The sequence below is a fragment of the Chitinophaga jiangningensis genome, from assembly GCF_900142605.1.
GTDB lineage: Bacteria > Bacteroidota > Bacteroidia > Chitinophagales > Chitinophagaceae > Chitinophaga > Chitinophaga jiangningensis.
This window is the reverse complement of sequence record NZ_FRBL01000003.1, coordinates 86,947-112,133: the sequence shown is the minus strand read 5'-3', so window position 1 is coordinate 112,133 and position 25,187 is coordinate 86,947. Positions and strand designations below refer to the sequence as shown.

Below are 25,187 nucleotides of genomic sequence, written 5' to 3'. Positions count from 1 at the left end.
ATGAATGATCTTACATCTCAGCAGCCTGTGAGCGAAAACACATTTTTTCGTTTCCTGGTATCACCCAAATACCGAATCTTCAGGCACCTGCTGCTTATACTCTCCATCGGCGCGGTGCTATACAACAGCACTGCTGTTATCGCCAGCCCGGTAGCAATATTCATATATTTCATTTTGTTATTCTATGTAAATATGTATGTGCTGGTACCAGGGCTTTTGCTCAAAAACAAGAATATTAAATACTGCTTAGCCGTGGCAGGAATACTGATCGTAGTAGCAGGGTGCGGGTACTTTTTCAATCCATTTAATAAATCAAATGAACTAAACATCCCGCTTTTCTCCTTCCTTACTGTGCTGCTCCTGGCTGCGTCCTCGTCCATAAAACTATTTCAACAGGGGATGCTGGACAGGCAACTGATCCACCAGCTGGAACAATCGAAAATTTATGCGGAGCTGGAACAGTTGAAAAATCAAATCAATCCGCACTTCCTGTTTAACATGTTGAACAACGCCAATGTACTTACGAAGAAAGATCCCGATAAAGCCTCACAGGTACTCATCCGGCTAAGCGACCTCCTGCGCTACCAGTTGTATGACAGCGCAAGGGAAACGGTGCTCTTAACCTCAGATATTCATTTCCTGGAAGATTTTCTAAATTTGGAGAAGGTAAGGAGGGATAGTTTTGATTTCCTGATATCCAAAGAAGGAGATCTGAGTGGGGTACAAATACCGCCATTGCTGTTCATATCATTTGTGGAGAATGCGGTGAAGCACAACAACGATACCACGAAATCCTCTTACGTGGCGCTGTATTTTGATGTGAGTAACAATATACTCTCCTTCAAATGCATCAATTCCAAACCGCAACATAAGGCTACCAAAAGCACAGGCGGACTGGGGCTGATAAATATTAAACGCAGACTGGAACTCTTGTTCCCGGCTGTACATCATTTAAACATCGAAGAACAGGCTGACCGGTATTGCGTAACATTAACCATTAACCTGGTGTAACAAGTTATGAACTGTATAATTATTGACGATGAACCGTTGGCACGGGAGGCTATAGAGATGCTGGTAAATCAAAAGGACAATCTGCACCTGGTTGGTTCCTTCAACAGCGCAGAAAGCGCAGCACTTTTCATGACCACCCACCCTGTTGAACTGATATTTCTGGATATACAAATGCCTGGAATTAACGGCCTTGAATTTGCCCGGACCATCCCTGAAGAAACCTTTGTAATCTTCACCACCGCCTATGCGGAGTTTGCCTCCGATAGCTATGAGGTAGACGCCGTCGACTACCTGATAAAACCTGTGAAATCTGCCCGCTTTCTAAAGGCAGTGGAAAAAGCCTTCACCTACTCCAAATTATTCAAGGCGGACTACAACCGGAACAAAATCGAACAGATAGCGGAGGACTTTCTATTTGTCAAAGCAGAACGTCGGATCTTCAAAGTCTATTTCAAAAACATACTTTTCATACAGGGGTTAAAAGATTATGTGGTGATGCATAACGACCAGCAGAAACTGATCACAGCCATGAACCTCAAAACCATCTATGATCAGCTGCCAAAAGATATGTTTGTCCGGGTAAGTAAATCCTATGTCATCAACGTGCAGCATATCGGCTCCGTGGATAATAATACGGTGTACATTGGTGCAAACGAAATCCCCATTGGTGGTATTTACCGGGACTACTTTTTCAACGAGTTTGTAACGAAAAAGATGATAGGCCGGTAAATCAATTCCCGGAAAACGACTTCCTGAATTCCAGCGGCGACAATTTAGTCTTACTCTTGAATAAAGTACTGAACGACTGCGGATACTCAAAGCCTAAAGCATAAGCGATTTCACTGACCGACAAATCAGTGGTCGAGAGTTTTTCCTTTGCTTTTTCGATGAGGCGGTCGTGAATATGCTGCTGGGCGCTTTGGCCGGTTAACGTACGAAGCATATCACTCAGGTAGTTCGGTGTAAGGTTCAATTTTTCCGCCAGGAAAGCTACAGTGGGTATCCCCTGCCGCAGCGACTCCTCTTCATTAAAATATGCTTCCAATATCTCTTCCATTTTTTGCAGCACGCCGGCGCTGGCGGCCTTCCGTGTAAGGAATTGGCGCTTGTGGAAACGGTTGGCATAATTAAGCAGCAGCTCAATCTGGGATATCATTACATCCTGGCTAAAGTCATCGATACGGCCATTCAATTCCGTTTCCATGAAACTAAAAATAGAGAGGATGGTATTCTTTTCTTCTTCCGAAAGGTGTAATGTTTCATTGGTACTGTAGGAGAAAAAACCGTACTGCTTTATTTTCTTAGCCAATGCATAGCCTAAAAAGAAATCCGGATGAATGAGCAAGGTATATTGAGAGCACACCGCACCTTCATGATCATTGCCTCCAATGATCTGCCCCGGTGCAGCAAACAGCAAACCGCCTTCATCAAAATCATAATATCCCTGGCCGTACTTTAATTTCCCGCCAAGCTTAGCCTTGTAGGCAATTTTATAATACGCAAGTACATGCGGCCCGGGAAGCATTTGATCCGCCAGCGGTGTATGTGCGCCGTGGATCAAACTAATCAGCGGATGCTTCGGAAGCTGCAGGCCAAACATCCGGTGCGCATCCGTCAGTGATTCCAATCTCAGCGGCTGTTGCTCATTCTTCTTCATACTACTAAATTAGGTATAACCGGCCATTTTTGTTAACGGCCGGTTATACCGGTGAAGTGATTACTGGGCCAAACGGGAAATATCATCCCAGGCTTCCCAGGTGGCGAGCCTGTCGGCATAAGCGGCTTTTAACCCAGGCAGGTTGTGACTACCCAGATTAAAGCGCAGTGGCGGATTTTCGGCGTCCACTACTTTAAACAGCGCCTGCGGCGTAGCTGCCGGGTTACCTCTTTCCATGCCTTTCATCCCCTCCATAAAATTCGCTTTAAAATCTTTGTAGACTTCCAGGCCTTCAAAGAGGGCTGGCAATTGTGCACTGCCAAACTCGGTAGCATAAGCACCCGGCTCTATAATAGTCACTTTTATGCCAAATGAAGCTACCTCGGCAGCGAGACTCTCATGTATCGCTTCAAATGCCCATTTTGAGGAACAATAATATCCAAGGATGGGTAAAGCCAGGTGCCCCAGGTTGCTGGAGGTGCCCAGAATATGGCCATAACCCTGCTTGCGTAAAAGTGGCAATGCTGCCTGAATCACTGCCACCGGACCCAGTACATTTGTTTCGTACAGGGCACGGATATCTTCCGCACGGCCATCTTCAATGGTACTGACCAAAGGATAACCTGCGTTGTTCAATACAATATCCAACCGGCCGAAGTGCGCATGCGCTTTTTCAACTGCATCCTTTACCTGTTCGGGGTTAGTAACATCTACCGCTAATGTCAATACCTGCTTACCATATTTGCTGCTAAGTGCAGCCAAACTATCGATGTTGCGGGCAGTGGCCGCTACTTTATCGCCACGTTCCAATGCGGACTCTGTCCATATTCTTCCTAAACCACGGGAGGCCCCGGTAATGAACCATACTTTATTTGTTTGCTGTGCCATATGTTTTGATTTATATAGCAAAGTTGGCCCACGATAGTTTTAAGTTTGTAAGCTAATTACGGATTGTTGTATGCAAATTACGGATGGGTATCCATCATCACGATTGGCTAACCCAATGGCAACCGTTTTTTTTAAAGGGGCAGCCTGTGACGGTGAGGGAATATATAACGTAAACGTCCCCACGAAACAATACCAATTTACCCAAAATTATCCTACATTGTGCCTAATTAATCCCCTATGAAACTTTACAAAGAAGTATACCGCCACGCCGGTAGCACCACTATCAAAGAAACTTTCTTCAATAAAGACCATAAAATCGCCGCTGTACTGGACCTCTACAAGGCTGCCGAAACATCCGGCGGCGACCTGACCCTGTACGCTTACACCGGCGAAAGCTACCAGCTCACACGATATAAACAGGACACCAACACCTATAAACGCTTCCTGAAAGAGGGAGTGGCCCTGTTCACTAACGCCAACTGGTATACGACCAGTGAAGCCCATTACCAGAAAGACTGTAAGATCGACAAAGGACTGCTGCTGGAAGAACATACCCACAACTTCAGCTACGAAGAAAAACACAGCGTGGTGTATACCTACAACAAAGGCCTCAAAGTTTCAGAAAATAGCATACTTGCAGATGGTACCGACATACGCATCAACTACGTATACGACAACAAGGGACTGCTTTTATCCAGGTCCACGCTTAAGAATAATATTTTCCAGGACCAGGTTAACTATAGCTATTTAACAAACGGGCAGCTGGCACTGGAACAAACTTTCCATTCCAACAAAGGCCAAAACTTCCTGGCGGCAGAAAAAAAATATCACTACAATCCCAAAAACCAGTTGGAGAAAACGGAATACTACGGCCGCTATAACGGGCAGCTGCACCTGTATAAAACAGAAGAAGAAATCCGCCAAAACGATTTGCTGACTAAAAAGTCGGCCGGCATACCTGCCATCGACATTGCCATCGGCCATTATGACCTCGCCGCCATGCACACCTACTTCCGGGAAAATGACATGGAAGGTTATATCGCCTACTTCGACCAGGACTTCACGGCCAAAAATCCGATCACTCCGCACCAGCATGTGGTAGAAAAACTCGACGAGCAAGGCAATCCTGTGGAAACGCACATCATGGACCCGGAAAAACCGGAAAACCAACTCACCATGGCTGCCTATCGTAATGAATACAATGAGGCAGGCAAACTGGAATTCATGATTACCTACATTTTGAATGAGCAGGGGCAAATGGAAGAAAACAGTATAAAAAAATTATACTACCTGCTCTAACCACGTTCCACCACGTCCCTCAGGCCTTGCAGCATCTGCTGCCAGTTCTGCTGCGATTCCTGCTGACTCTTTTCATTCGCATTCTTGTCCTGCTGCAGCGTTACGCGGGTGCCACCTCCGTATTTCTCCAGGGTAATCGTTACGGTATGGTAATTTTCCGGCTTGTCTTCCTTGCCCGACAAAGGGCTAAAATGCGTATACTGCAACTGTTGCGGCGGCGTAATACCGGTAATCACGCCCTTGTCCTCATACGCCTTGCCCTTCCATTCGCCTTTCCAAACAATCGCGCTCCCCTGCTTCCAGTCGGATTCCACCTTCGTTCCAAACATGTACTGCTGAATGATTGCAGGGTCCGTTAATGCCTGCCAGACTTTCGCCGCATCCGCATGAATCGCTACTTCAGCTTTCGCAATCAGGTTTTGAGTTTCCATGGTTTACATTTTTGTTCATAAAACCCGCAACAAATATTACACCCATAACTGTGTGAGGATGATGATGAACTCAGCCACAGAATTACTATTTAGCATCCTTGCGTCGCACTCTTCAGCTGTTGTTTTTCTATTGGGCTGAAGCGGAGTCTACTTTTTACTGCAACATCCGACTAATGTTGCCACACCTATCAGCCTCAAATAAAAATATGATTGCAAACGATTGCAACTTTGTGAAATTTTACTATTTTGTCCCCCGAAGAACCTGATGCTGTGGACCCGTTGTAGAACCATATAAATCCAAAATCTGATAAGCATAAACAAAAACTGATACGAACCCGGACCGTTCATTTTATAATTCCAAATCAAACGTTATGAAAAAAGTTCCACGTTTTCTATGTGTGATAGCCTGCCTGCTATTCTATCAACTTTCCTACGGGCAAAGTAAGCCCGTTGTTGTGGAAGGAAATGTACTCGATGCCCAGAAATCGCCACTGGTAGGTGTTACCATCGCCATCAAAGGTAAAAACACGGGTACCCAAACTGATCCGAAAGGGCACTATCGCCTGCAGATAGCCGACCCTGCCAACGTTACGTTAGTATTTACCTTTATCGGCTTCACCACACACGAGGAACCGCTGAATGGTCGTACAGCCGTTTCCGTTATCCTGCAGGAAGATCGCAAAAAACTCGAGGAAGTAGTGGTAGTAGGTTACGGTCAGCAGAAAAAGAAAGATGTGACCGGCGCCATCTCCTCCGTCAACTCCAAAGCCATACAGGACGTGCCTGTCACCAACCCGCAGCAGGCGCTGCAAGGTCGCGCCCCCGGTGTGGAAGTAATCAACAACAGCTCCAAACCCGGTGATGAACCACAGGTACGTATCCGCGGCTCCCGCTCCCTCAATGCAGGCAACGATCCGCTATACGTAGTAGATGGTATTCCCTACTCCGGTAGCCTGAACGATATCGGCACAGGAGTCATACAATCGATGGATATCTTAAAAGACGCCTCCGCCACTGCCATCTACGGTTCCAGAGGTGCCAACGGCGTAATCCTCGTTACCACCCAGCGCGGTAAGGAAGGAAAACCTGTTGTGTCCTACAGCGGTTCCTATGGCATTGTACGCCAGCTTGGCGAAACTGATATGATGAGTGCCTCCCGGTTCATTGACATGCGCAGAGAAGCTAACCGCACCATCGGTAAATACGACGATAACAACCCGGACGCCTCCGATCAGAAAATATTCAACGCAGTAGAATACGCCAATATCAAAAAAGGCGTGGATGTAGACTGGCAGGACCTCATGATCTCCCAGGGCTACCAAACCAACCACGGAGTAAACGTTTCCGGCGGCGGCGAAAATACTAAGTACAGCGTAGGCCTCGGCTACTTTAAAGACCAGGGTGTACTGAAACTACAAAACTACGAACGCTACAACTTCAGCATTGCCCTGGATCAGCGTATAGGCAAACGCGTTAAGGTAGGCGCCAGCCTCCTCGGCGCTTATAGTCGCCGCAACGGTGAAACCTATAACGGTATCGACAATGCACTGAAAATGCTGCCCATCGCAGCACCATACGATGATAAAGGTAAACTGATCACCTACCCCACCGGTGATAACCAGCAACCTAACCCGCTGCTCGACTATGTAGACGGCAACCGCATTGAGCTGAACAAACGCCTCCGCGTATTCACCAGCCTGTATGGAGAAGTGGAAATCATCGACGGACTGAAATACCGCCTCAACGTAGGACCGGATATTCAATCCTACAACTACGGCCTGTTCCAGGGAAAAAATAATACCAACCTCCTGATAGGCGGCGGCGACGCTACGGCCAGCAAAAACAATGCATCAGTAGTAGCTTACACAATTGAAAACGTGCTGACGTATAATAAAATCGTAAAGAAACATAACATCGGCGTAACGGGCCTTTACAGCGTACAACGTGAAACCACGGATATGTCCGGCACCAACGTGCGCGGTATCCCCGTTGAATCACAGCAGTACTTCAACCTCGGCCAGGCGCTCAACGTAACCGGCTTAAGCAGCAGCCTTAGCAGCTGGACCATCCTCTCCTATATGGGCCGTGTTAACTATGGCTTCGATGACCGTTACCTCTTAACACTCACCATGCGTGCCGATGGTTCCTCCCGCTTTGCACCCGGAAAAAAATGGGGCTACTTCCCTTCCGTAGCAGTAGGCTGGAACATCATCAACGAAGCTCCACTCAAAGGACAAACGTTCATGGATAACCTGAAACTGCGCGCCAGCTTCGGACGTATAGGCAACACCGGTATCACCCCATATGCGACACAGGGCTCCCTGTTAAGGATTCCGTATTCCTTTGGTAACAAGGGCGTACTCGGTTACGTACCGCAGGACCTCCGCAATCCTGACCTCACCTGGGAAACCACCACCTCCACCGATATCGGGCTGGACTTCGGCTTCCTGAACGGCCGCATCACGGGTGTGATCGAATGGTATAACCAACGTACTACAGACCTGCTCATGCCGCAAACCCTGCCTTACAGCAATGGTTTCAACCAGGTACTGATGAACCTCGGCACCAGCCGCAACAGAGGACTGGAGATTGGTATATCCGCCTCCATCATCGATAATCCAAACGGATTCTCCTGGAAAATGGATGTAAACTATTCCCGTAACCGCTCCTCCATCCTCTCACTCGGCGATGGCAGAACTGCTGATATCGGCAACGCCTGGTTTGTGGGTCAGCCTACCTACGTGTATTACGACTTCAAAAAAATTGGCATCTGGCAGGATAAAGATGCTGCCTTAGCCGCCAGGTATAATGTGAAACCAGGAGAGATCAGACTGGAAGATGTGAACGGCGATACGGTGATCGACGCCAAAAACGACCGCCAGATACTGGGTTCACCACAACCTAAATGGCAGGCAGGTACTACGCAACGGTTTTCCTATAAAGGATTCGAACTCTCCATCGTAGCGTTTGCCCGTTGGGGTAGTATGATCAAAAGTGACTTCTACAGCAACTATAACACCCTGTTTGGTCGTTATAACAACCTGAACGTAGTGTACAACACTTCTGCCACACCATCCAACGATTTTCCGCGGCCTAATGCCAACCAGGAAAGACCCAGCAACTACCAATCGCTCAGTTACTTCGACGGCTCCTTCTTCAAAATCCGCAATATCACCCTCGCTTACCAGATGCCTAACAAGGTAGTAAGCAACTGGGGCATGCGCGATCTGCGTTTTACCGTTGGCGTTAAACAGCCGCTGATACTGGCACCTTACCGCCAAACCTGGAAAGGTATTGATCCGGAAGATGTGAATGTAATCGGCATCGATGCACCTGCCACCTGGATGATGCAGTTCGGTATTAACGCGAAGTTTTAATCACTAAAAAGGAAAATGTTATGAAACATATAATTCCCGCTATGCTACTGATGCTGGTTACAGCCTCCTGTAATAAAATGCTGGATGAAACAGTAGTCACTAACGCTACAGATAATTTCTATAATACAAAAGCCGGCTTTCAAACAGCCGTGAATGGCGCGTATGTTTCCATGCGCAACTTCTACAGCACAGAAAGAGGTATTACGCTCACCGAAACCGGTACGGATATCATCACCAACGGATCGGACGGCGATTTTAAATTCACCTCACAGTATACATCCCAGCTGGACTCCCGCTATTCGCATGTCCGTGAAGTATGGAACAGCTTTTACCAAACGCTGAACACCGCTAATGTGGCCATTACCCGCGCCGATAAGATTACGGACCTCGACAGCGCCACCAAAGTGAAAGGTGTGGCAGAGGCAAAGTTTTGTCGCGCCCAGTACCATTTTTTATTAATGGAGATGTTTGGCCCCATTCCGCTCAGCCTGAAAGAAAACACTGAAATCGTTCGGGAGGCACACCGCGACTCCACCTCCGCCATTTATAATGCCATCATCCAGGATTTACTGGATGCCGAAAGGGACCTGCCGGCCACGCAGTCAGAATGGGGCCGCGCTACCAAACCGGCCGCCGAGCACCTGCTGGCAAGGGTGTACCTCACCCGCGCCTCCTCCCCGGATGCACAGGGTACCGACTATGCCAACGCCGCAAAATACGCGGACATGGTTATCAAAAATTATGGCTTTAAACTACTGGATGATCCAGGGCTGATCTGGGCACAGGGTAAGGAAAATAACTCCGAAACCATCTGGGCAGCGCAGTTCACCACTGATCCGCTGTATAACAACGGTGATAACAACGCCTGCCGCTTTTTCCTGATGCAATACGATGTGCTGCCGGGCATGAAGCGCGACCTGCCCAATGGTACACCATGGAAGCGTTTCAGGCCTACAAAGTTCCTGCTGGATACGCTCTACCAGGATCGCGTACACGATACCCGTTACGAAAAATTCTTCACTACCGTTTGGTACACCAATGCACCTACCGCTACGCTGAAGCTGGGTGATACGGCGGTGTTCCTGCCAGGATACGATGTGTCGGCAGCAGAAATTGCCAGCAAAAAATATATGCTGGTACCGCCACGCCTCTACACTGAAAAACTGTATCCATCACTTAACAAATTTGCAGATGCCCTGCGGCCTGATAACCAGGCTTCCGGCGTGCGGCCTTTCATCTCCTTCCGCCTGGCAGAAACATACCTGATCCAGGCAGAAGCCATGCTGATGCAGGGCGATCCACAGGCAGCAGCGGACCTCGTAAATGTAGTGCGCTTAAGAGCAGCGCGTATTGGCGCTACAGATGCGGAAACAGCCGCCAACCGCAATGCTATGCGGGTAACCGCTGCCCAAATGAGCATCGACTTCCTCCTCGATGAAAGGGGACGCGAGCTCGTTGGCGAGCAAATGCGCTGGTTTGACCTCGTAAGAACACATAAATTACTAGACAGGGTGCGGCTCCACAATGCGGAAGCCCGCGCCAATATCCAGCCTAAACATGTGCTGCGCCCGATCCCCCAGGATCAGATCGACAGAACAGTGAATGAGTTTAAGCAGAACCCAGGGTACTAACCATACCCCGGTAAATGCAACAGAAAAAAGCCTGCGTTATTGCGCAGGCTTTTTTTGTTGCAGGGTTTGATGCGAGATTTTTCTTAATTTAGAAATCCAAACCGAATCCACCATGTGGTATAAACTGTATCTGTTAACCGGTCTTATCTTATTGGGTGTATCCATATACGTACTCAAACAGTCCATTGATTTCATCCGCAGCAGCGAACGGGTTACCGGCACCGTTATTTCCCTGGAAGTAAGCGACGGCGCCTACTCACCGGTTTTTAGCATCACTACACCGGGTGGCGACGAAATCATATACCACCATGCCGCCGCCTCTAACCCCAGCAGCTGGGAAGTAGGTGAAACCGCCACCTTCCTCAACGATCCTCATCACCGGTCGTCTCCCAGGATGATGCGGTATTTCTGGATATTCAACTGGAGCCTGGTTTGCCTGGGCCTGGCCATTCCACTCATCATCATTGGCGGTGGATACTTTGTATTACCCACAGCCAGCACCCCTCACCTTTCAACACCCCGCTTATGATCATTCACACTATATTCATTTGCGTTGGGGCATTACTGTTAGGCTTTGCCATCGCGGATTTAAAAAACCGTATCCGCTTCGTGAAAACGGCCGAACGCGCCAGCGGTACACTGGTGGAACTCGTGGAAAAATCGGACGACGAGGGCACCGTATATTACCCGGTATTCGAAATCCCTACACTCCAAAATGAAACACTCACCTTTCGCCATACTACCGGTTTCTCCAACCCACCCTGGCAACTGCACCAAAGCGTACCCTTTATCTTCGAACCAGGAAAACCGGAAACCCTCAGGATGTTCTCCTATTGGAGCATCTATTGGTGGCCCCTTTGCCTGCTGGCCATTTCAATTGACCTGCTGTTGATTGGCGGTGGCTATTTTCTGTTTCACCAGTTATTCGGGGCTTAAAATATCTCAGCTATTTTTATATCTTTGGTTGACGGGCTACGTAAGCCTGTCACCAGACCCAAAATTTGAAAACACGTTATAGAACTAAGTGTTAGTTGCGCTACAACCGCCGGCTAACAGCACACACGTTATGAGTAATTTTTAAACTAATCTTCTATGCTCAAGCAAAATTGCTTTTACAGTAACTTTACTGGAATTGGAATGGCTGCATTCCTATGTATGGCGATGGCCAGTTGCGGTAATGCTCCCAACAACGAAGTTAAAACTGATTCCGTACCTGCGCCTGAAGCAAAGTACGCTTCACAGCCACTGGTATCGCACATCTACACTGCCGATCCATCCGCGCACGTTTTCGGCGGAAAGATTTACATCTACCCATCACATGATACCGCCACCGGCGTGGCCGAAAATGATAACGGGGATCATTTTCAGATGATGGATTACCGCATCCTTTCCATGGACTCCGTTGGCGGAAAGGTAACAGACAACGGCGTTGCACTTGCCCTTAAAGACGTGCCATGGGCCTCCAGACAGCTCTGGGCACCGGATGCAGCATTCGCCAATGGCAAATACTACCTCTACTTCCCGGCCAAAGATAAGGAAGGTGTTTTTCGTATAGGCGTGGCCGCCAGTGAAAACCCTGCTGGTCCGTTTACTGCGGAGCCCACGCCCATCAAAGGTACTTACAGTATCGACCCCTGCGTATTCACGGATGACGATGGTACGTCCTACCTGTATTTTGGCGGCATCTGGGGCGGACAACTCCAGCACTGGAACCATAACAAATACGACTCCACAGCACAGCTGAAAAAACCGGAGGAAACAGCCATTCTGCCACGCGTGGCCAAGCTCTCCAATAACATGACCTCCCTGGCAGAAGAGGTACGCGAGGTGAAAATTGTAGACAGCACCGGCAAATTATTTACAGAGAAAGAAAATGATAAACGCTTCTTTGAAGCAGTATGGCTGCATAAATACAATAACAAGTACTACCTGTCCTACTCCACCGGCGACACACACAACCTCGTGTATGCCATCGGTGATAGTCCGTACGGACCTTTCGTATACCAGGGCGTACTCATGAAGCCAGTGGATGGCTGGACCTCCCACCACTCTATTGTAAAAGTGCAGGATAAATGGTACCTCTTCTATCATGATACCCAGCTCTCCGGTAAAACGCACCTGAGGAACGTGAAAGTATTACCGCTGCACTATAATGCGGACGGTAGCATTCAAACACTCAGCTCCCATACTGATAAATAAAGTATTACATCTCCCTAAAAAAAAACTGCGCCATATAAGCGCAGTTTTTTTTAGGCCGGTACTTTTTCAGTGGTTCAAATTCCGGCAGAAAACACTTTACAGCGAAATTGACGTCATAAATGCACAAAATAATGTCAGGAATCAGGGCTGCCGGGTAGTAAATTAGCCACCACAATTACGTCCATGCATAGAAGAGATTTTGTTAAGCAATTGTCCGGAGGACTCCTGTTACCCACCATGTTGGGCTCCTTCGATTTTCCGCTGCCACAGGCGCACTCCTTCGCGGATAAACTGCAGCCAGCCATTAAGGGCGGCGGTTTTGAGATGGAAGATTATTGGATCTGGGACCCGTCTGTCGTTAAAGGGGAAGATGGAAAATACCACATGTTTGCTTCCCGCTGGCCCAAAGCGGTGGGATTTGGCAAATGGGTTACCAACTCCGAAATCGTGCGCGCCATAGCAGATACGCCGGAAGGGCCGTATACCTTTGTGGAAGTGGTGCTGGGACAGCGAGGAAAAGATTGGTTTGATGGCATGTGTACTTTCAATCCCCGTATCACCAAATACAAAGGGCAATACCTGCTGTATTATGTAGGCGTCACGTACGACTTCCCCTTCCCGGATAATGCGGACAACATTTGGGCAAATGGGCTCGCACAAAAAGCCTGGATGCATAAAAGGGCCAGCGTAGCGGTGGCCGACTCTGTAAAAGGCCCGTGGAAGCGACTCGATCACCCATTAATGACACCGCGACCAGGTAAATGGGACGCGTCCATTATTTCAAATCCATCCCCGGTAGTACGCCCGGATGGTAACATCTACCTGATGTATAAATCTTCCGCCAAAGGACCAGAGCCACCGCTGATGCTGGGCGCTGCGTTGTCGAAAAATGGCTATGCAGGGCCCTATGAGCGACTATCAGACGCTCCCATCTTCGACTTCCATAGCACTAAGGAAAATGAAAGCGACGTAGAAGATCCATTTGTATGGTGGCACAAGGATCATTACGAACTGATCATGAAAGATCGTTTCGGAAAAATATGCGGAGAAGAAGGTGGAGGCATACACGCCACTTCTAAAAACGGGGTGGACTGGAAGCTATCCAAACACGTGAAAGCTTATTCCAGGACGGTGAAATGGAATGATGGCACGGTAACGCATCAGGCTAATTTTGAGCGACCATTTTTATTATTTGAAAATGGGAAGCCTACGCATTTATTTGCAGCCACCGGTTCCGGCCCCAGGCCGTATGAGGTGGACCGGACATGGAATATGGTGATTCCGTTGAAATAAAAACAATTCCTTACATACAGTTACCTAATTATTTTTTTAGGGAGATGTAAGCGCAGCTTACGGGCAGTGTACATAAAAAAGCAGCCGCCTCAAACAGAGGCGGCTGCTATCTCCCTAAAAAAACTTAACTATTGTTTTACCAGCTTCACAGTTTGCTGCACTTTACCCTGGTTCACCACCACCATGTAAATCCCGGCTCGGTAATCGCTGCCGATCTGAATGGCGGTGCCGGTAGGTACATCCTCCCTGGATTCCACCAGCTTACCGTATACATCAAATACCTTCACATATACCTTTCCTTTCTCCGGCGCCGCATGTACGATCACATTTGTATAAGTGGTGGCAGGATTGGGAGCCAGTGCTACCTGTAAGGCTGTACCCTTGTTGCCTCCGCCCCTGGCAATATCATCTTCATTCACTGTACTAAGGAGTGAGGAGATGAAAGTTTGCAGCAGGGAGAACCCACTATTTACTTTTACATTGCCCGCTGCCAGCGTTTGCTCGGCGTTGAGGAGGGTGAGCCAGTTGCTGGCAAACCACAAGCTGCCACGTTTATCCCGGATGGTTATACCTACGGCATCACCCGTGCCCGACTCACTGCGGTCACTCATATCCACGAGCATCGTTGCAGATTCATCCAAATTCACGGGTGCCTGCGGATTGGTAATGTCTACAATGCCGGCCTTCCCTTTGAATACGCCCTTAGCAGGCAGCAATCCAATGGCAGGAATAGCGGTAAACACGTAAGGTACGTTGCCGCTGACCCGGTATACATGCAGGCCATCGGCTTCGGTTCGACGAATAAGTGCACTGTAACTGCCTTCCAGGCTACGGGTATTTTTGTTATACTTCACCGAAAATCCGAAGTGGTTTTTACTGTTCATATCACCCGCTTTCTGGCCACCGGAGCGACTCAACATCAAATATCCTCCACCACTGATCATTTCCGAAGCTGACTTTGCAACGGTGACAATCGTATTTTCTTCCGCGGTATTACACTGATAGTAACCAGCCGCCACTACGCCAATCGTATAGTCCTTCGCGTTTGCGGCCCCCAGGTCGGCATTCCAGTTATATGTGGCAGTGCCTACTCCATTACTCACCGTTACGGGAACCCTGGCTATCACGGTATTGGTTACACGATCTACAAAAGTTATCTGTGCATTGCTGATGTCACCCGCAGCGGAATCCCCTACCTCCGCGATAGTAGCTGTTAACGCCACCGTAGCCGTAGTACTCGTACCAGCAGATGCATAGTACGCCCCGGTATAGGTCACAAGCGCATCTTCCGGCTGCACCGTAAAGGTGGTAGTATCCACCGCAGCCAGGAACAGTGAATCCCCTTCGAAGAAGGTAGTCAACCCATAAGTCGCAGGCGCCTGAGTAATGGCCATGACTATATGCGCAACTCCGTCCATGCCCGTCACTGCAGCAACCGACTGACTTCCGAGCTCAAAACGAACCCTCTTCTCAGCCAGTAAGGTACCGGTTTCCAGGTCCGTTAAGGTTGCCATGAATGATAGTTTATCAGAATACTGTTGACTACGGTCACCACTATACGCTATAGTGGCCGTACGCCTGTTCACTGTTACCAGCGCTTTAGCGGTAGCACTGTTGCCGGTAGCATCCGTTACGGTTAGTGTAACACTGTCCGTACCTGTTAACTTTGCCGGACTCACGCTAAGGGTCACCGACCCCATGTTATCGGTACTACCATCATCTACCTGTTCAGCTGTAATGGCAGCTGTACCATCCAGGCCCAGCGTAACGGCAATATCTTTTGCACGGGCCACCGGCGCCTCCAAATCTTTTACAGCACCCACCTGCCCCACTACAAAAGTACCGAACTGCGTATGCCCGCTGGCGTTAGCATAATATGGGTTCGTCATGGTACCTGCTCCGGATATAGTGGCAGGTGTTTCGGTCCAGCCGTTATTGGTGTAACGGCCTTGTACCAACGCGCCTGCCGTAGTCATATTACTGCCCTGACTTACCGGCATCCAGCCAAAGCTCGCTGCAACTGTGGTTACACCGGCGGTGGCAGGAACTATGGTATATTCTTTATTTACAATCCGTGAACTGTCTGCCACCGGTAAAGTCACACCGGTTTTTACACCCACCCCGATAATATCAGCCGTACCTGTGTTCGTTAATTTCACCGGACTATATTCCGCATCAGCGCCAATGTAATAAGTCATCGCACTGTTGCCCACCTTCGTTTTAAGCTGGCCACCCGGTTCCAGGTTGAAGTATACCACCTGCCCAAAATTGTTGTTGACCACCACGATATTAGTAGCGGTATTGCTGGAGCTAATGGTTCTTGCACCGGCATCCACCACCCCGTTTGCACCGATGTTAAGCGACACTTTCCCCACTGGTGCAGTAGTGGCAGAGGTAATAAAGCGAATGGCATTTCCCATCAGCCATTTCCCGTTTGTATTGATGGTAATAGTGCCAGGTAAAGTAGCATGCCCCACCACACACGATGTACCAGTGGAGCGCATATCCAGCGTACCATTGATATTAAAGGTATAACTGCCAAACTCACCGATCGTATTGGTAGTAGGTGAGCTGGAAGCCATCAGGTAGCCGGAACTGCCTATCGTCACCGTTTTCCCTTCATTGATGGTGATGGTTACATTGTCATCGTTCTGCGAATCGGTTGTCCATGGAAGCGTAGTAGCCGTAGAATAGTTCGGACGCAGGTAACTGGCGAGATTAAGATTAGCATCAATCACCACCTCCATGGTTTTAGCCGTAGCGTTTACCGTAAAAGTATTGAGGTAATAAGTGCTGGTACCCGTCATGTAAATTTTACCGGTAGCCTTATATCCTTCAAAGTTTACGCGGTTGGTAGTAGTGGTGCTCGAGCCTACTGTGCCAAAATTGTTGACGCTGCTGATCACGCGCAGGTTCCTGTTGGCAGGCGTACCGCTGCCCCCATCGCTGGTACCGGAAATCAGCGCACCCCCATTTTCTACCACGAGGTTGTTAACCGCAGTTGTAGCGTTTAAAGCCACAGTATGTCCTGTTCTGATCGTCACGGTAGGCGTGGCTCCTGAAGGTGGCACCGCAGTACCTGACCAATTACTGCCGTCATATGTTTCCCAGATAACTGTAGCCACACTGGACGTACCCCAGTTACCGCTGGCAGCGGAGCGGTAATCGCCCGCAACCGTCATTGGTATATTGGCGGACCTGAAGCTCCACGTAGTACCGCTGGTAGTACCATTGCCGTTTTTAGCGTCAATTCGCCAATAGTAGGTGGTGTTAGGCTGCAGTTCCCCAGGGTTGTATACCGCGGTACCCGCAGGCACCTCTCCTACTTTCACGAGGCTGGCGGTATCGGTGCCGAGGTAAATGGCATAACTATCAGCATAGTTCCCTTTCCAGCTAAAATTGAATGCCTCATTATTTACAAATACATTGCTGGCATTATTCACCGGCGATGGCGTGTTGGTTACCGCAGGCAAGGTACCGGCAGCAGGTGTGGTTACGGATGCCACGGCACTATACACCGACTCGCTCAAAGGACTATGCGCTTTGATGCGATAGTAATATTTCACGCCGGCCTGCAAACCTCCATCCTCATAGGTAGTGGCATTTGCAGCCGGATGGGCCACATCTGCAAATATTACGTTATCGCTGCTTCTTTCCAGGATAAAGTAATCTTCGTTATCCGAATTGTCTGTCCAGGTGCAGGTAACCGTATTGGACTGTCCCGGCGCTGCCACCGGTGCATTTAAACTCAGTGCTGATGGTGCTTCCACGAAGTTCAGGTGTTGCACCGCCAGCTCTCCGATGGCTGGTTTAAACACCCACAACAGTCCTGCACCGGGTACCGCCGGCTCAAACTGTGTTATGGTGCCCTGCACTAGACCTGCGGTATTGAAAATTTTGAATTTATCACCTGATGCAGGTGTACCTGTAAAATTAATTTTCAGCGTACCACCGTACACCACATCCCTGGCCACGGTCACCATATCCCAGGTATTGTTGGTTTTGTTAATGTCGATGGCAGTCACTGCTGCGTTTTGCAGGTTCAGGTTATCTTTGAGGGTAATAGTGCCAATGGAGCTGTCGCCCGGCTCCAATGTTCCGGCCACGGCCACTGCCGCTGCAATGGACCCTTTACCGGCTAATACTGCCCCTTCATTCACAGTTACCGGTCCGTTACCACTGTTGTTGCCGTTTATCACCAGTTTACCATCTTCCACTGTGGTTGTACCAACGTAGGTGTTGTTGCCCGTTAAACGCCAAATTCCGGCACCTGTTTTAACGATGGTGGTGGTACCGCTGCCTTCGGAGGCATAGCCATAGAGATGGTTATTGATTACCCCATTGAAAGTTTCGTCTGTACCGGCGCCTCCTACAACATAAGTCGTGTAACCGTTTCCGAAGCTGGGGGTTTTAGTGCCACCGCAGGACAGGAAAGTACCGGCATTACCAGATAAACCACCTATTGAAAACACTTTGTTGTTACTATAAGCGGCAATCTTGGTATTCCCGGTAATTACCAGGCGGTTGTTAGGGAAGCCGGCGTTATTATCGAGTGCAAGCAGGCTATAGGTATCGTCTGTATTGATACCGTTGGCTACTAACGTGCCCGTATAATCGCTCCAGTCGCCCTGAATAATTTCTCTTAAATAAGGAATGGTATAATTCAGCGTGCCGCCGCCATGCACGGTCATATTCAGGTTAGCAAGGCGGTTAGGCTCAAAGCCGTTCACGGTGCTGTCATCTACGTATAGCTGTAAAGGATAGTTTTCATACATCGTATTGCTACCATTGGCCGTGCGGTAGGTACCACCGTGCAGGCGCAATACCTGCGAAGTACCGATACCACGGTTATTATCGATGATGTCACCTTCCACCGTAGCACTGCTCACCGGATTTACTTCCAGTACGCCACCATTGATAATCGTTTCGCCGGCATATGGGTTTGCGTTTTTCAGGACCAGTTTACCCGGGCCTGATTTGATCAGCCCACCATCGCCGGTAAGCACGCCGGTGAAGGTCACCACGCTGCTGCTGTTTGCTACATTAAAGGCGGTGCTGTTGTCCAGCACGGCGTTTCTGTCGGTACTTACACTTGGGCCGGTATACAACCATTGCCCGCCTTTCCAAACCCAGTTAAACCCATAGTTGGCCGAAGCGCCGATGGAACTGGCGACCCCGCCATTAGCAAGGGTGTTGAGTGCGATAGTACCGCCGTGCACCACTGTGGCGCCGGTGTAGGTATTTTTAGTAAGCAGGGAAAGCGTGCCGGTGCCGGCTTTGTTCATTGATTTAATCCCCGTTATCACGCCGGGGCCGGAGAAGCTGTAATCTGCACTGCTGTTTACCAGGATATCGCCGGCAATCACCGGGGCAGTGAGATTGATCGCCCTCCCGGCGGCACTGGTTTCACCAAAGGTAACGGCGCTGCTGTCCGTATACGCCACGGCGTTATGGGTGCTGTCCGCCCAGTTGTTGGTGGTCAGGTCCCAATCCTGGCTCACCGCGCCCGTCCATGTTAGCGCCGGCGCAAAGGTGGCGGGGTTTAGCACCGGTACTTCCACCGGCTTGGCTTTGCCTATAAATTCATTGGAGTAACCGGACTCGCCCCCGCTATTAAACGCTTTCACCCGGAAGGTATCTGCTTCCTCCGGTTCCATGCCTGTTACAGCAAAATAGTTCTCATTAACGCCGGTGGTTCCAATTTGCATCCAGGTGCCGTTAACCATCCTTTCCACCCTATAACCGGTTTCCTGCTCAGTATAATCCAGCCAGGAAAGGTAAATAGTGGACTGGTTGGCGGAGTCCTGCTTCAGCTTCATTGGTGCACGCAGGTATGGCTGGGAATTACTACCCGTAATGCTGTTGATATAATTTTCAATATTCGTATAGCCGGAAGCGGTAATCGTCATGGCATCGTTTACGCCGGGATTGGTACCGTTAGTGGATTCCCAGTCATCGGGCATGCCGTCGTTATCCGTGTCTGTGCGGGGATTACCGCTCCATAGTGGCCAGATGGTGGGTGCACCGAATGGCAGGGAATTTTCATTGGCGATCAGCTCTCCCTTCTTACCAAAAGATTTCACTTCATTCACCACATAATAATCGGCATAATCGCGATAAGGCAGGCTGGCGCCTACTGACGGCAGCAAGGTGTTTACCAGTACATTTGCCGGCTCTGTAGGCAGGCTGGGATATGGATAAGGGCTGGCCTGGAAATCCGGTGGGCCTACATACTGACTCTGCGGAATCACATAAGGATCAAATAATCCATTGCGACTACTATCAAAAATATTTCCCGACGCATAAATATGGTAATTCAGGTTACCGAGGTTAAACGGCGCCACGCCTTTCACAGGTCCCTGAATAAAACAGTTGTTCACGGCGTTGGCGTAGGAATGGCCTTCCGACTCACCACCCATAATATAGGCGCCATCTTTCCAGTTGTAAACGATGTTGTTGACGTACTGATTTATGCCTTTGATCTTGTTATTTCGCGTACCGTTATCGACGTACAGGTTACGGTACAATGTAATACTGTCTGCCTGTATCAGGCCACCCGCCGAGTGGGTGAGCAGACCTTGCGAAATGATCGTGTTCTGGATCGTAATGTTCCTGCCCGTGGTGCTGTTAATAGAGAAGTTTTCATCTCTCCCCCAACTAACAGAACAATGGTCAAATATAATATCATGGCCATCCGCCAGGCCGTTGGCATCTTTACCATCGTCTCCTACAATACCCATGCGGATGCGCAGGTAGCGGCAAATGGTGTTATGAGCGCCGGAAAAGCTCCAGCCATTGCCATATACGGTGATACCTTCCCCCGGAGCGGTTTGCCCGGCAATGTAAATATTGGGTGACACCACCATGCGGGAAGTGATCCGGATCACACCGGCCACATCAAATACTACGATGCGGTTAGGAGCACTGACGGCGTCCCGCAGGGAACCGGCCCCGCTGTTATTCAGATTGGTCACATGGTACACCGATCCGTAACGGCCACCGGTAGCAAAGCGCCCAAATCCTTCCGCACCGGGGAAAGCCAGCGTTTGCGCAAATAGCGGGACCCTGTAAAAAATAAAAAGTATCAGTGTAAATAATGGCAGGTACCCCCGCCTGAATGTGTGGAATTGTTTCATGGAATTTACAAGAAATAAAGTTTTTCAAATATTTACCAACGATGCAGATAACTAAATACTATCACGTGAAACTTGGTGCTATAGGGGTTGCCCTCTTCCTATAGGTTCAGGAAAAATCAGTTTAAGTGTACTTACAAAATAGCTGGTGCTCGCAATGCCAATGCGGGTTTGCACTTACCGGTCGTTGTGTTTTACCCGACTATGTTGCTCTATGTTTTTACGGCCGACTGAGTAGCTGGGGAGCCGAAAGAACGGATAGATTTCATAGATTGATAGCTTAATATAGACAGGCATTTGAAATTTACTGTCCTGTACCGTCCTGTTGGGGTCAAAAAAAAGCGCGCATACACCGTGGTGCATGCGCGCTGTGAAAAAGGTTTTCTCAAATTTCCCTTACCGGAAAGAAATATACTTCTGCTCCGATTTCACGATGCCATTGAAAAATGTTTCCAGCTCTTTCCAGGCAGCTGCCGGAATAGTTTTATTACTATCGGTGCTGAAATGCCTGGTAACAACCAGGTGGGTATCCGACACCTTATTAAACTCCAGGGAGTAGGACATTTCCCCCATCTTCAGGGTGGTAGCGGATGGCAGCTGATCAAATTTAATATCACCTGAAAGATGCACATGCATTTCCGTTATATAATCATCCAGCTGCTCATAATCGGCATAAACAAATGGAAACTGTCTTGGCTCAGCAGTAAATATATCTGCGGTAGCCACTACATCCATGAATGGTAATTTGATCATATGAATATCCCCCACATTAATCACTTCATTTTTAACGGTGAAGCTGGTATTCAGCCACAGGGTATCTTTACGGTTGTCCAGGTTGGTGATGCTATAGTTATCCAATACCACCTGGTTTTTAAAGTTTCTGCTTACCCGGTTCTGTACGCCGTCTTTCACGTCTTCAGGGGTTTTATGCAGGTAGTCGGCCCGCAGCTCCTCTGATACTTCTCCCACATAAGCGCAATTGGAACTTAGCACCGCATCGGTACCTTTAACGGTAACGTCCATACGTCGTACTACCGATTTTTTGGTATAGTTTGATGCCGGGATAGTGCCCAGTTTTTCTCCGGGTTTGAAGTCATAGGGGATATTCAGTATCTGAGCTCCTGCCAGGGCGGTAGGCACCACGCCAAAAGGCAGGGTGTTGGAAGTCAGCTCCTGGTACCAGGTTTTATTGTTGGCCTTAAATGCAATGATGCAATGGTTAAAGTCCAGCGAAGGCAACTGCATATTATGTTCTCCATATTCCCTGGTACTTACCAGAATCAGGTTGGCTGGTAAACCGGCTTTACGTGCAAAGGCCAGGAACAGGGTGGACAGGTCCTTACAATCGCCCAGCTTAGTAATCAGTGTTTTTCCGGCCTTCTGTGGCACATATGCCCCCTGACGGAAAGAAACAGAACTGTACGAAATCCTGTCTTCTATATAATCATAAATCTTTCTTGCTTTCGTCAGGTCATCCAGGTTAGCAGTGCCATTCGGGAAAATTTCTTTGAAAGCTTCGTTGATTTCAAAATCCTCTCTTGATTGTTCGCGGGTAATATCACTGTACCATTCGGCAATCACATCCCAATCCTTCACGGTAGAAACATGGAGTACCTCTCCCACCTCGGAAACATTAGGCATATAATACTCCTTGCGGATAGGCTTTATGTTCTCTTTTCTCCAGCTATATAATTTAAACTGGTCATGCTTTGAAATTTTAGGTTTATCACCGGCACCATTCCTGTATTCGTAGTATAGCGGCACCGTATCTGCCACCAGCACATTATAGGCGGAAACTTTTGCGGGCACATAATCAGAGAAATAAAACTTATCCCAGAATTCCCGCTTCAGGCGGCCACGGCCTACTGATCTTACTTTATAACTGTAGTAAACCACATCGCCTACATCCAGCTTGGTAAACACGATATCATTGCCGTCCGTTTCTGCCGGAATCCTTGCCCCGCTTGGTTTTATTGCTTCCGCCTTTACGATGATCAGCTCCTGGTACACGCCGTTATAGGGCAGGCTGATTTCTTTCCAACGACTAATGCCCTTTTTATTACTCAGGTAAACGGCGGTATTAATGGTTTGCTCACTGGCACCTTCTGGGTACAACACTACGTTTTTCTCATCGAAGATATAAGCATAAGGCTGACTGGTATCGGCAGTTGGCATGGAATAGTCTTTGATCTCACTGTAATAGTCCATCACTGGAAAATACTTTTCAATGGGCGTTTGTTTTTCCAGCATACGCAGTTGTTCCCGGTAATCAAATCCGCCGGCATGCATAGCCAGTGCTCTTTTGAAATTAGCTACAGCAGAATCATTCTGTTTCAACTGCATATAGCAGCTGGCAATGTCACCGATAGGCTGGTGATAATAAGGGCTGATCTTATGCTGGATATTCAGGTAATGTATGGCGGAATCATATTGCCTGCTGCCAAAATAGTACCTGATCAGCGGGGAATAGGCATCCAGGTCATAAGGGGCCATGTCAACAGTAGCATGCATCAGCCGCAGCGCTTCATCTGTTTTACCCTGGTTGAGATATACGTCTCTTAACAAGGTATGCATATTAAAATTGTAAAAGCTATCACAATACTTTTGCAGCACCTCAGCACCTTTTACAGGATTGTTGTTTAACCTGCTTTCGTAGATATACATGGTTTGCACCGCATCATAGTTGTCAGGATACTTCTCATAAGCAAATTTCAGTTGCTGCACCATGCTGTCCAGTTTTTTCTGCATGGCAAATAACTGTAGTTTCTTAAGAGTGGTAACGCTTCTTTCTCCTTCTATGGTAATCATTTTATCCACCAGTTCCATGGCTTCGCTGTAGCTTTTTTCATTCTCCAGCTTTACGGCTTTGCTGTACAGTACCCAGTAATTGTCCGGCAACATATTTTTCAGGGTTTCAAGCCCTTCTTCATAATCGCTGCGGTCATTTGCACCGGACATACATTCCACATAATAATTCAACAGGAAAGCATCTTTAGGAAAGGTTTTATACCAGTTCTTCATCACTGATTTAGCCTTATCCCATTCCTGGTTGCGGATAAACACGCGGCTTAGCAGAACAGCATTAATCGGATCTTCCGGCTGTAATGCCAGTTGTTTCCGGAAGTAGTCTTCCGCAAAATGGGGGATCAGCTCCGGTGCGGATGCCGACATATCTGTTTGATATTTTTCTGCCAAAGGCTGTGATACAAGGCCTTTCAGAGGACGGTAGTGGTCATCGGTAAACCGAAGGATGAAATTAGGATGTGAAGTATTTTCGGTGAAACCTATCTGCACCAAAACCCGGTTAAAACCTTTGTTCAGGTGTACTTTTACTTTCCACCAGTCCATTTCCGTCACCATTTCCTGGGGCTGACTCATCACCAGTTTATCATTCACCCATACCTTCATGGCTGCGGTAGCGCCCATACAAAGAATTGGATCCATATCGGCGGGAGCATTTACAAAGGTTTGTGCATATCCAACTGCACTGCGCACCGGGAAAAAGGAACTCACCTCATTCCAACCCTCGCGGGTGGTATACAACGGAGAGAACCAGTTTACAGGACTGTTATTATTGCTGCTTGTAAAAGCAGTGCCCTGCGGACTTTTGAGCGGGCCATAATCTTTATCAAAACCGCTTCCCATTACGTTGTCGAATGGCCCCACATACGACCATTCTTCCAGTGCGCCGATGGCATGATACCAGCGGGCAGCCTCTTTTTTGTTATTGGCACAACTGTTTTGCAGGCCCATAAAATAGGTGGCAGCGGCATTGATAGAACCGTTGTAATTCAGGGTATCAGCACACAGTTGTTGCAGATTTTCAAGCTGAACGCCTGTTTTTACACCATACTGGCCCAGTACAGGATTTAAAAACCACATGGCATAGGCATATGGGGCCGGGTTTTTCAATGCTTTCAGCGGATTAAAATACTGACTGGTAAAATCATTGTCGTACCCAATCATGTTCTTTAACAGGATCATGGTAACAATAGCACTATTCTTCTTCGGTCCTCCCGATTTGATAGTTTTTTCCAGGTAGATGGTGGCTGATTTAAAATCATTTTTGTGCAGTGCCTCCCAGGCTTTCTCATAATCGCCCGCCATTAGCAGGTACGGGCATAGGGTTAACAAAATAATGCTAACAACTCTTTTCATTGGTAAAAGGATTTAACGGCGCAAAATTAGCAGTTAAATTTTGTGCGTCCATCCCACGAAGGATTGGTTTTTGCAGATAATTATCTTGATGCACCATTTTCAACTATTGG

14 protein-coding genes are annotated in these 25,187 nt (G+C 48.3%); 9 read left to right on the top strand and 5 right to left on the bottom strand.

Features of this window, described 5'->3' with window-relative positions:
- Together BUB18_RS08025 and BUB18_RS08020 are read left to right on the top strand one after the other, a co-directional pair.
- Entirely contained in the window at positions 1 to 1,011 is a 1,011-nt protein-coding gene (locus BUB18_RS08025; protein ID WP_073079747.1) for a sensor histidine kinase, read from the top strand.
- A 6-nt stretch (positions 1,012 to 1,017) separates the two neighbouring features.
- Positions 1,018 to 1,740, top strand: a complete 723-nt coding sequence (locus BUB18_RS08020; protein WP_073079745.1) for a LytR/AlgR family response regulator transcription factor — start codon at positions 1,018 to 1,020, stop codon at positions 1,738 to 1,740.
- Between the two features lies 1 nt (position 1,741).
- Here BUB18_RS08020 and BUB18_RS08015 read toward each other — a convergent pair whose 3' ends face one another.
- Both BUB18_RS08015 and BUB18_RS08010 read right to left on the bottom strand, forming a co-directional pair.
- Entirely contained in the window at positions 1,742 to 2,668 is a 927-nt protein-coding gene (locus tag BUB18_RS08015; protein WP_073079743.1) for a helix-turn-helix domain-containing protein, read from the bottom strand.
- Between the two features lie 60 nt (positions 2,669 to 2,728).
- Positions 2,729 to 3,556 (bottom strand): SDR family NAD(P)-dependent oxidoreductase, encoded by an 828-nt coding sequence (locus BUB18_RS08010; protein WP_073079741.1) that lies wholly within the window; start codon positions 3,554 to 3,556, stop codon positions 2,729 to 2,731.
- A gap of 237 nt (positions 3,557 to 3,793) precedes the next feature.
- Here BUB18_RS08010 and BUB18_RS08005 point away from each other — a divergent pair, with 237 nt between their 5' ends.
- Positions 3,794 to 4,855, top strand: coding sequence for a hypothetical protein (locus BUB18_RS08005; protein WP_073079739.1), 1,062 nt, complete (start codon positions 3,794 to 3,796; stop codon positions 4,853 to 4,855).
- Here the strand turns inward: BUB18_RS08005 and BUB18_RS08000 are convergent.
- Positions 4,852 to 5,286, bottom strand: coding sequence for an SRPBCC domain-containing protein (locus BUB18_RS08000; protein ID WP_073079737.1), 435 nt, complete (start codon positions 5,284 to 5,286; stop codon positions 4,852 to 4,854). The two genes, BUB18_RS08005 and BUB18_RS08000, sit on opposite strands and share 4 nt — an antisense overlap.
- Positions 5,287 to 5,657: 371 nt before the next feature.
- Between BUB18_RS08000 and BUB18_RS07995 the strand changes: the two genes are divergently transcribed.
- From BUB18_RS07995 to BUB18_RS07970, 6 genes are all read left to right on the top strand, one after another.
- Positions 5,658 to 8,663 (top strand): SusC/RagA family TonB-linked outer membrane protein, encoded by a 3,006-nt coding sequence (locus BUB18_RS07995; protein WP_073079735.1) that lies wholly within the window; start codon positions 5,658 to 5,660, stop codon positions 8,661 to 8,663.
- 20 nt (positions 8,664 to 8,683) lie between these two features.
- Positions 8,684 to 10,294, top strand: coding sequence for a RagB/SusD family nutrient uptake outer membrane protein (locus BUB18_RS07990; RefSeq protein WP_073079733.1), 1,611 nt, complete (start codon positions 8,684 to 8,686; stop codon positions 10,292 to 10,294).
- A gap of 112 nt (positions 10,295 to 10,406) precedes the next feature.
- Positions 10,407 to 10,823 (top strand): DUF3592 domain-containing protein, encoded by a 417-nt coding sequence (locus BUB18_RS07985; RefSeq protein ID WP_073079731.1) that lies wholly within the window; start codon positions 10,407 to 10,409, stop codon positions 10,821 to 10,823.
- Entirely contained in the window at positions 10,820 to 11,230 is a 411-nt protein-coding gene (locus BUB18_RS07980; RefSeq protein ID WP_073079729.1) for a DUF3592 domain-containing protein, read from the top strand. Before BUB18_RS07985 ends, BUB18_RS07980 begins: the two co-directional genes overlap by 4 nt.
- 201 nt (positions 11,231 to 11,431) lie before the next feature.
- On the top strand, positions 11,432 to 12,493 hold the full coding sequence (locus tag BUB18_RS07975) for a glycoside hydrolase family 43 protein (RefSeq protein WP_083549700.1): 1,062 nt from the start codon (positions 11,432 to 11,434) through the stop codon (positions 12,491 to 12,493).
- Positions 12,494 to 12,676: 183 nt separating this feature from the next.
- Positions 12,677 to 13,786, top strand: a complete 1,110-nt coding sequence (locus tag BUB18_RS07970; RefSeq protein ID WP_083549569.1) for a glycoside hydrolase family protein — start codon at positions 12,677 to 12,679, stop codon at positions 13,784 to 13,786.
- 128 nt (positions 13,787 to 13,914) lie between these two features.
- On the opposite strand, the gene BUB18_RS07965 is transcribed toward BUB18_RS07970, so the two are convergent.
- Together BUB18_RS07965 and BUB18_RS07960 are read right to left on the bottom strand one after the other, a co-directional pair.
- A complete protein-coding gene (locus tag BUB18_RS07965; RefSeq protein WP_073079724.1) occupies positions 13,915 to 20,922 on the bottom strand; it encodes an autotransporter-associated beta strand repeat-containing protein in 7,008 nt (2,335 codons plus the stop codon).
- A gap of 393 nt (positions 20,923 to 21,315) precedes the next feature.
- A complete protein-coding gene (locus tag BUB18_RS07960) occupies positions 21,316 to 25,077 on the bottom strand; it encodes a DUF3857 domain-containing protein (protein ID WP_083549566.1) in 3,762 nt (1,253 codons plus the stop codon).
- Positions 25,078 to 25,187 lie beyond the last annotated feature (110 nt).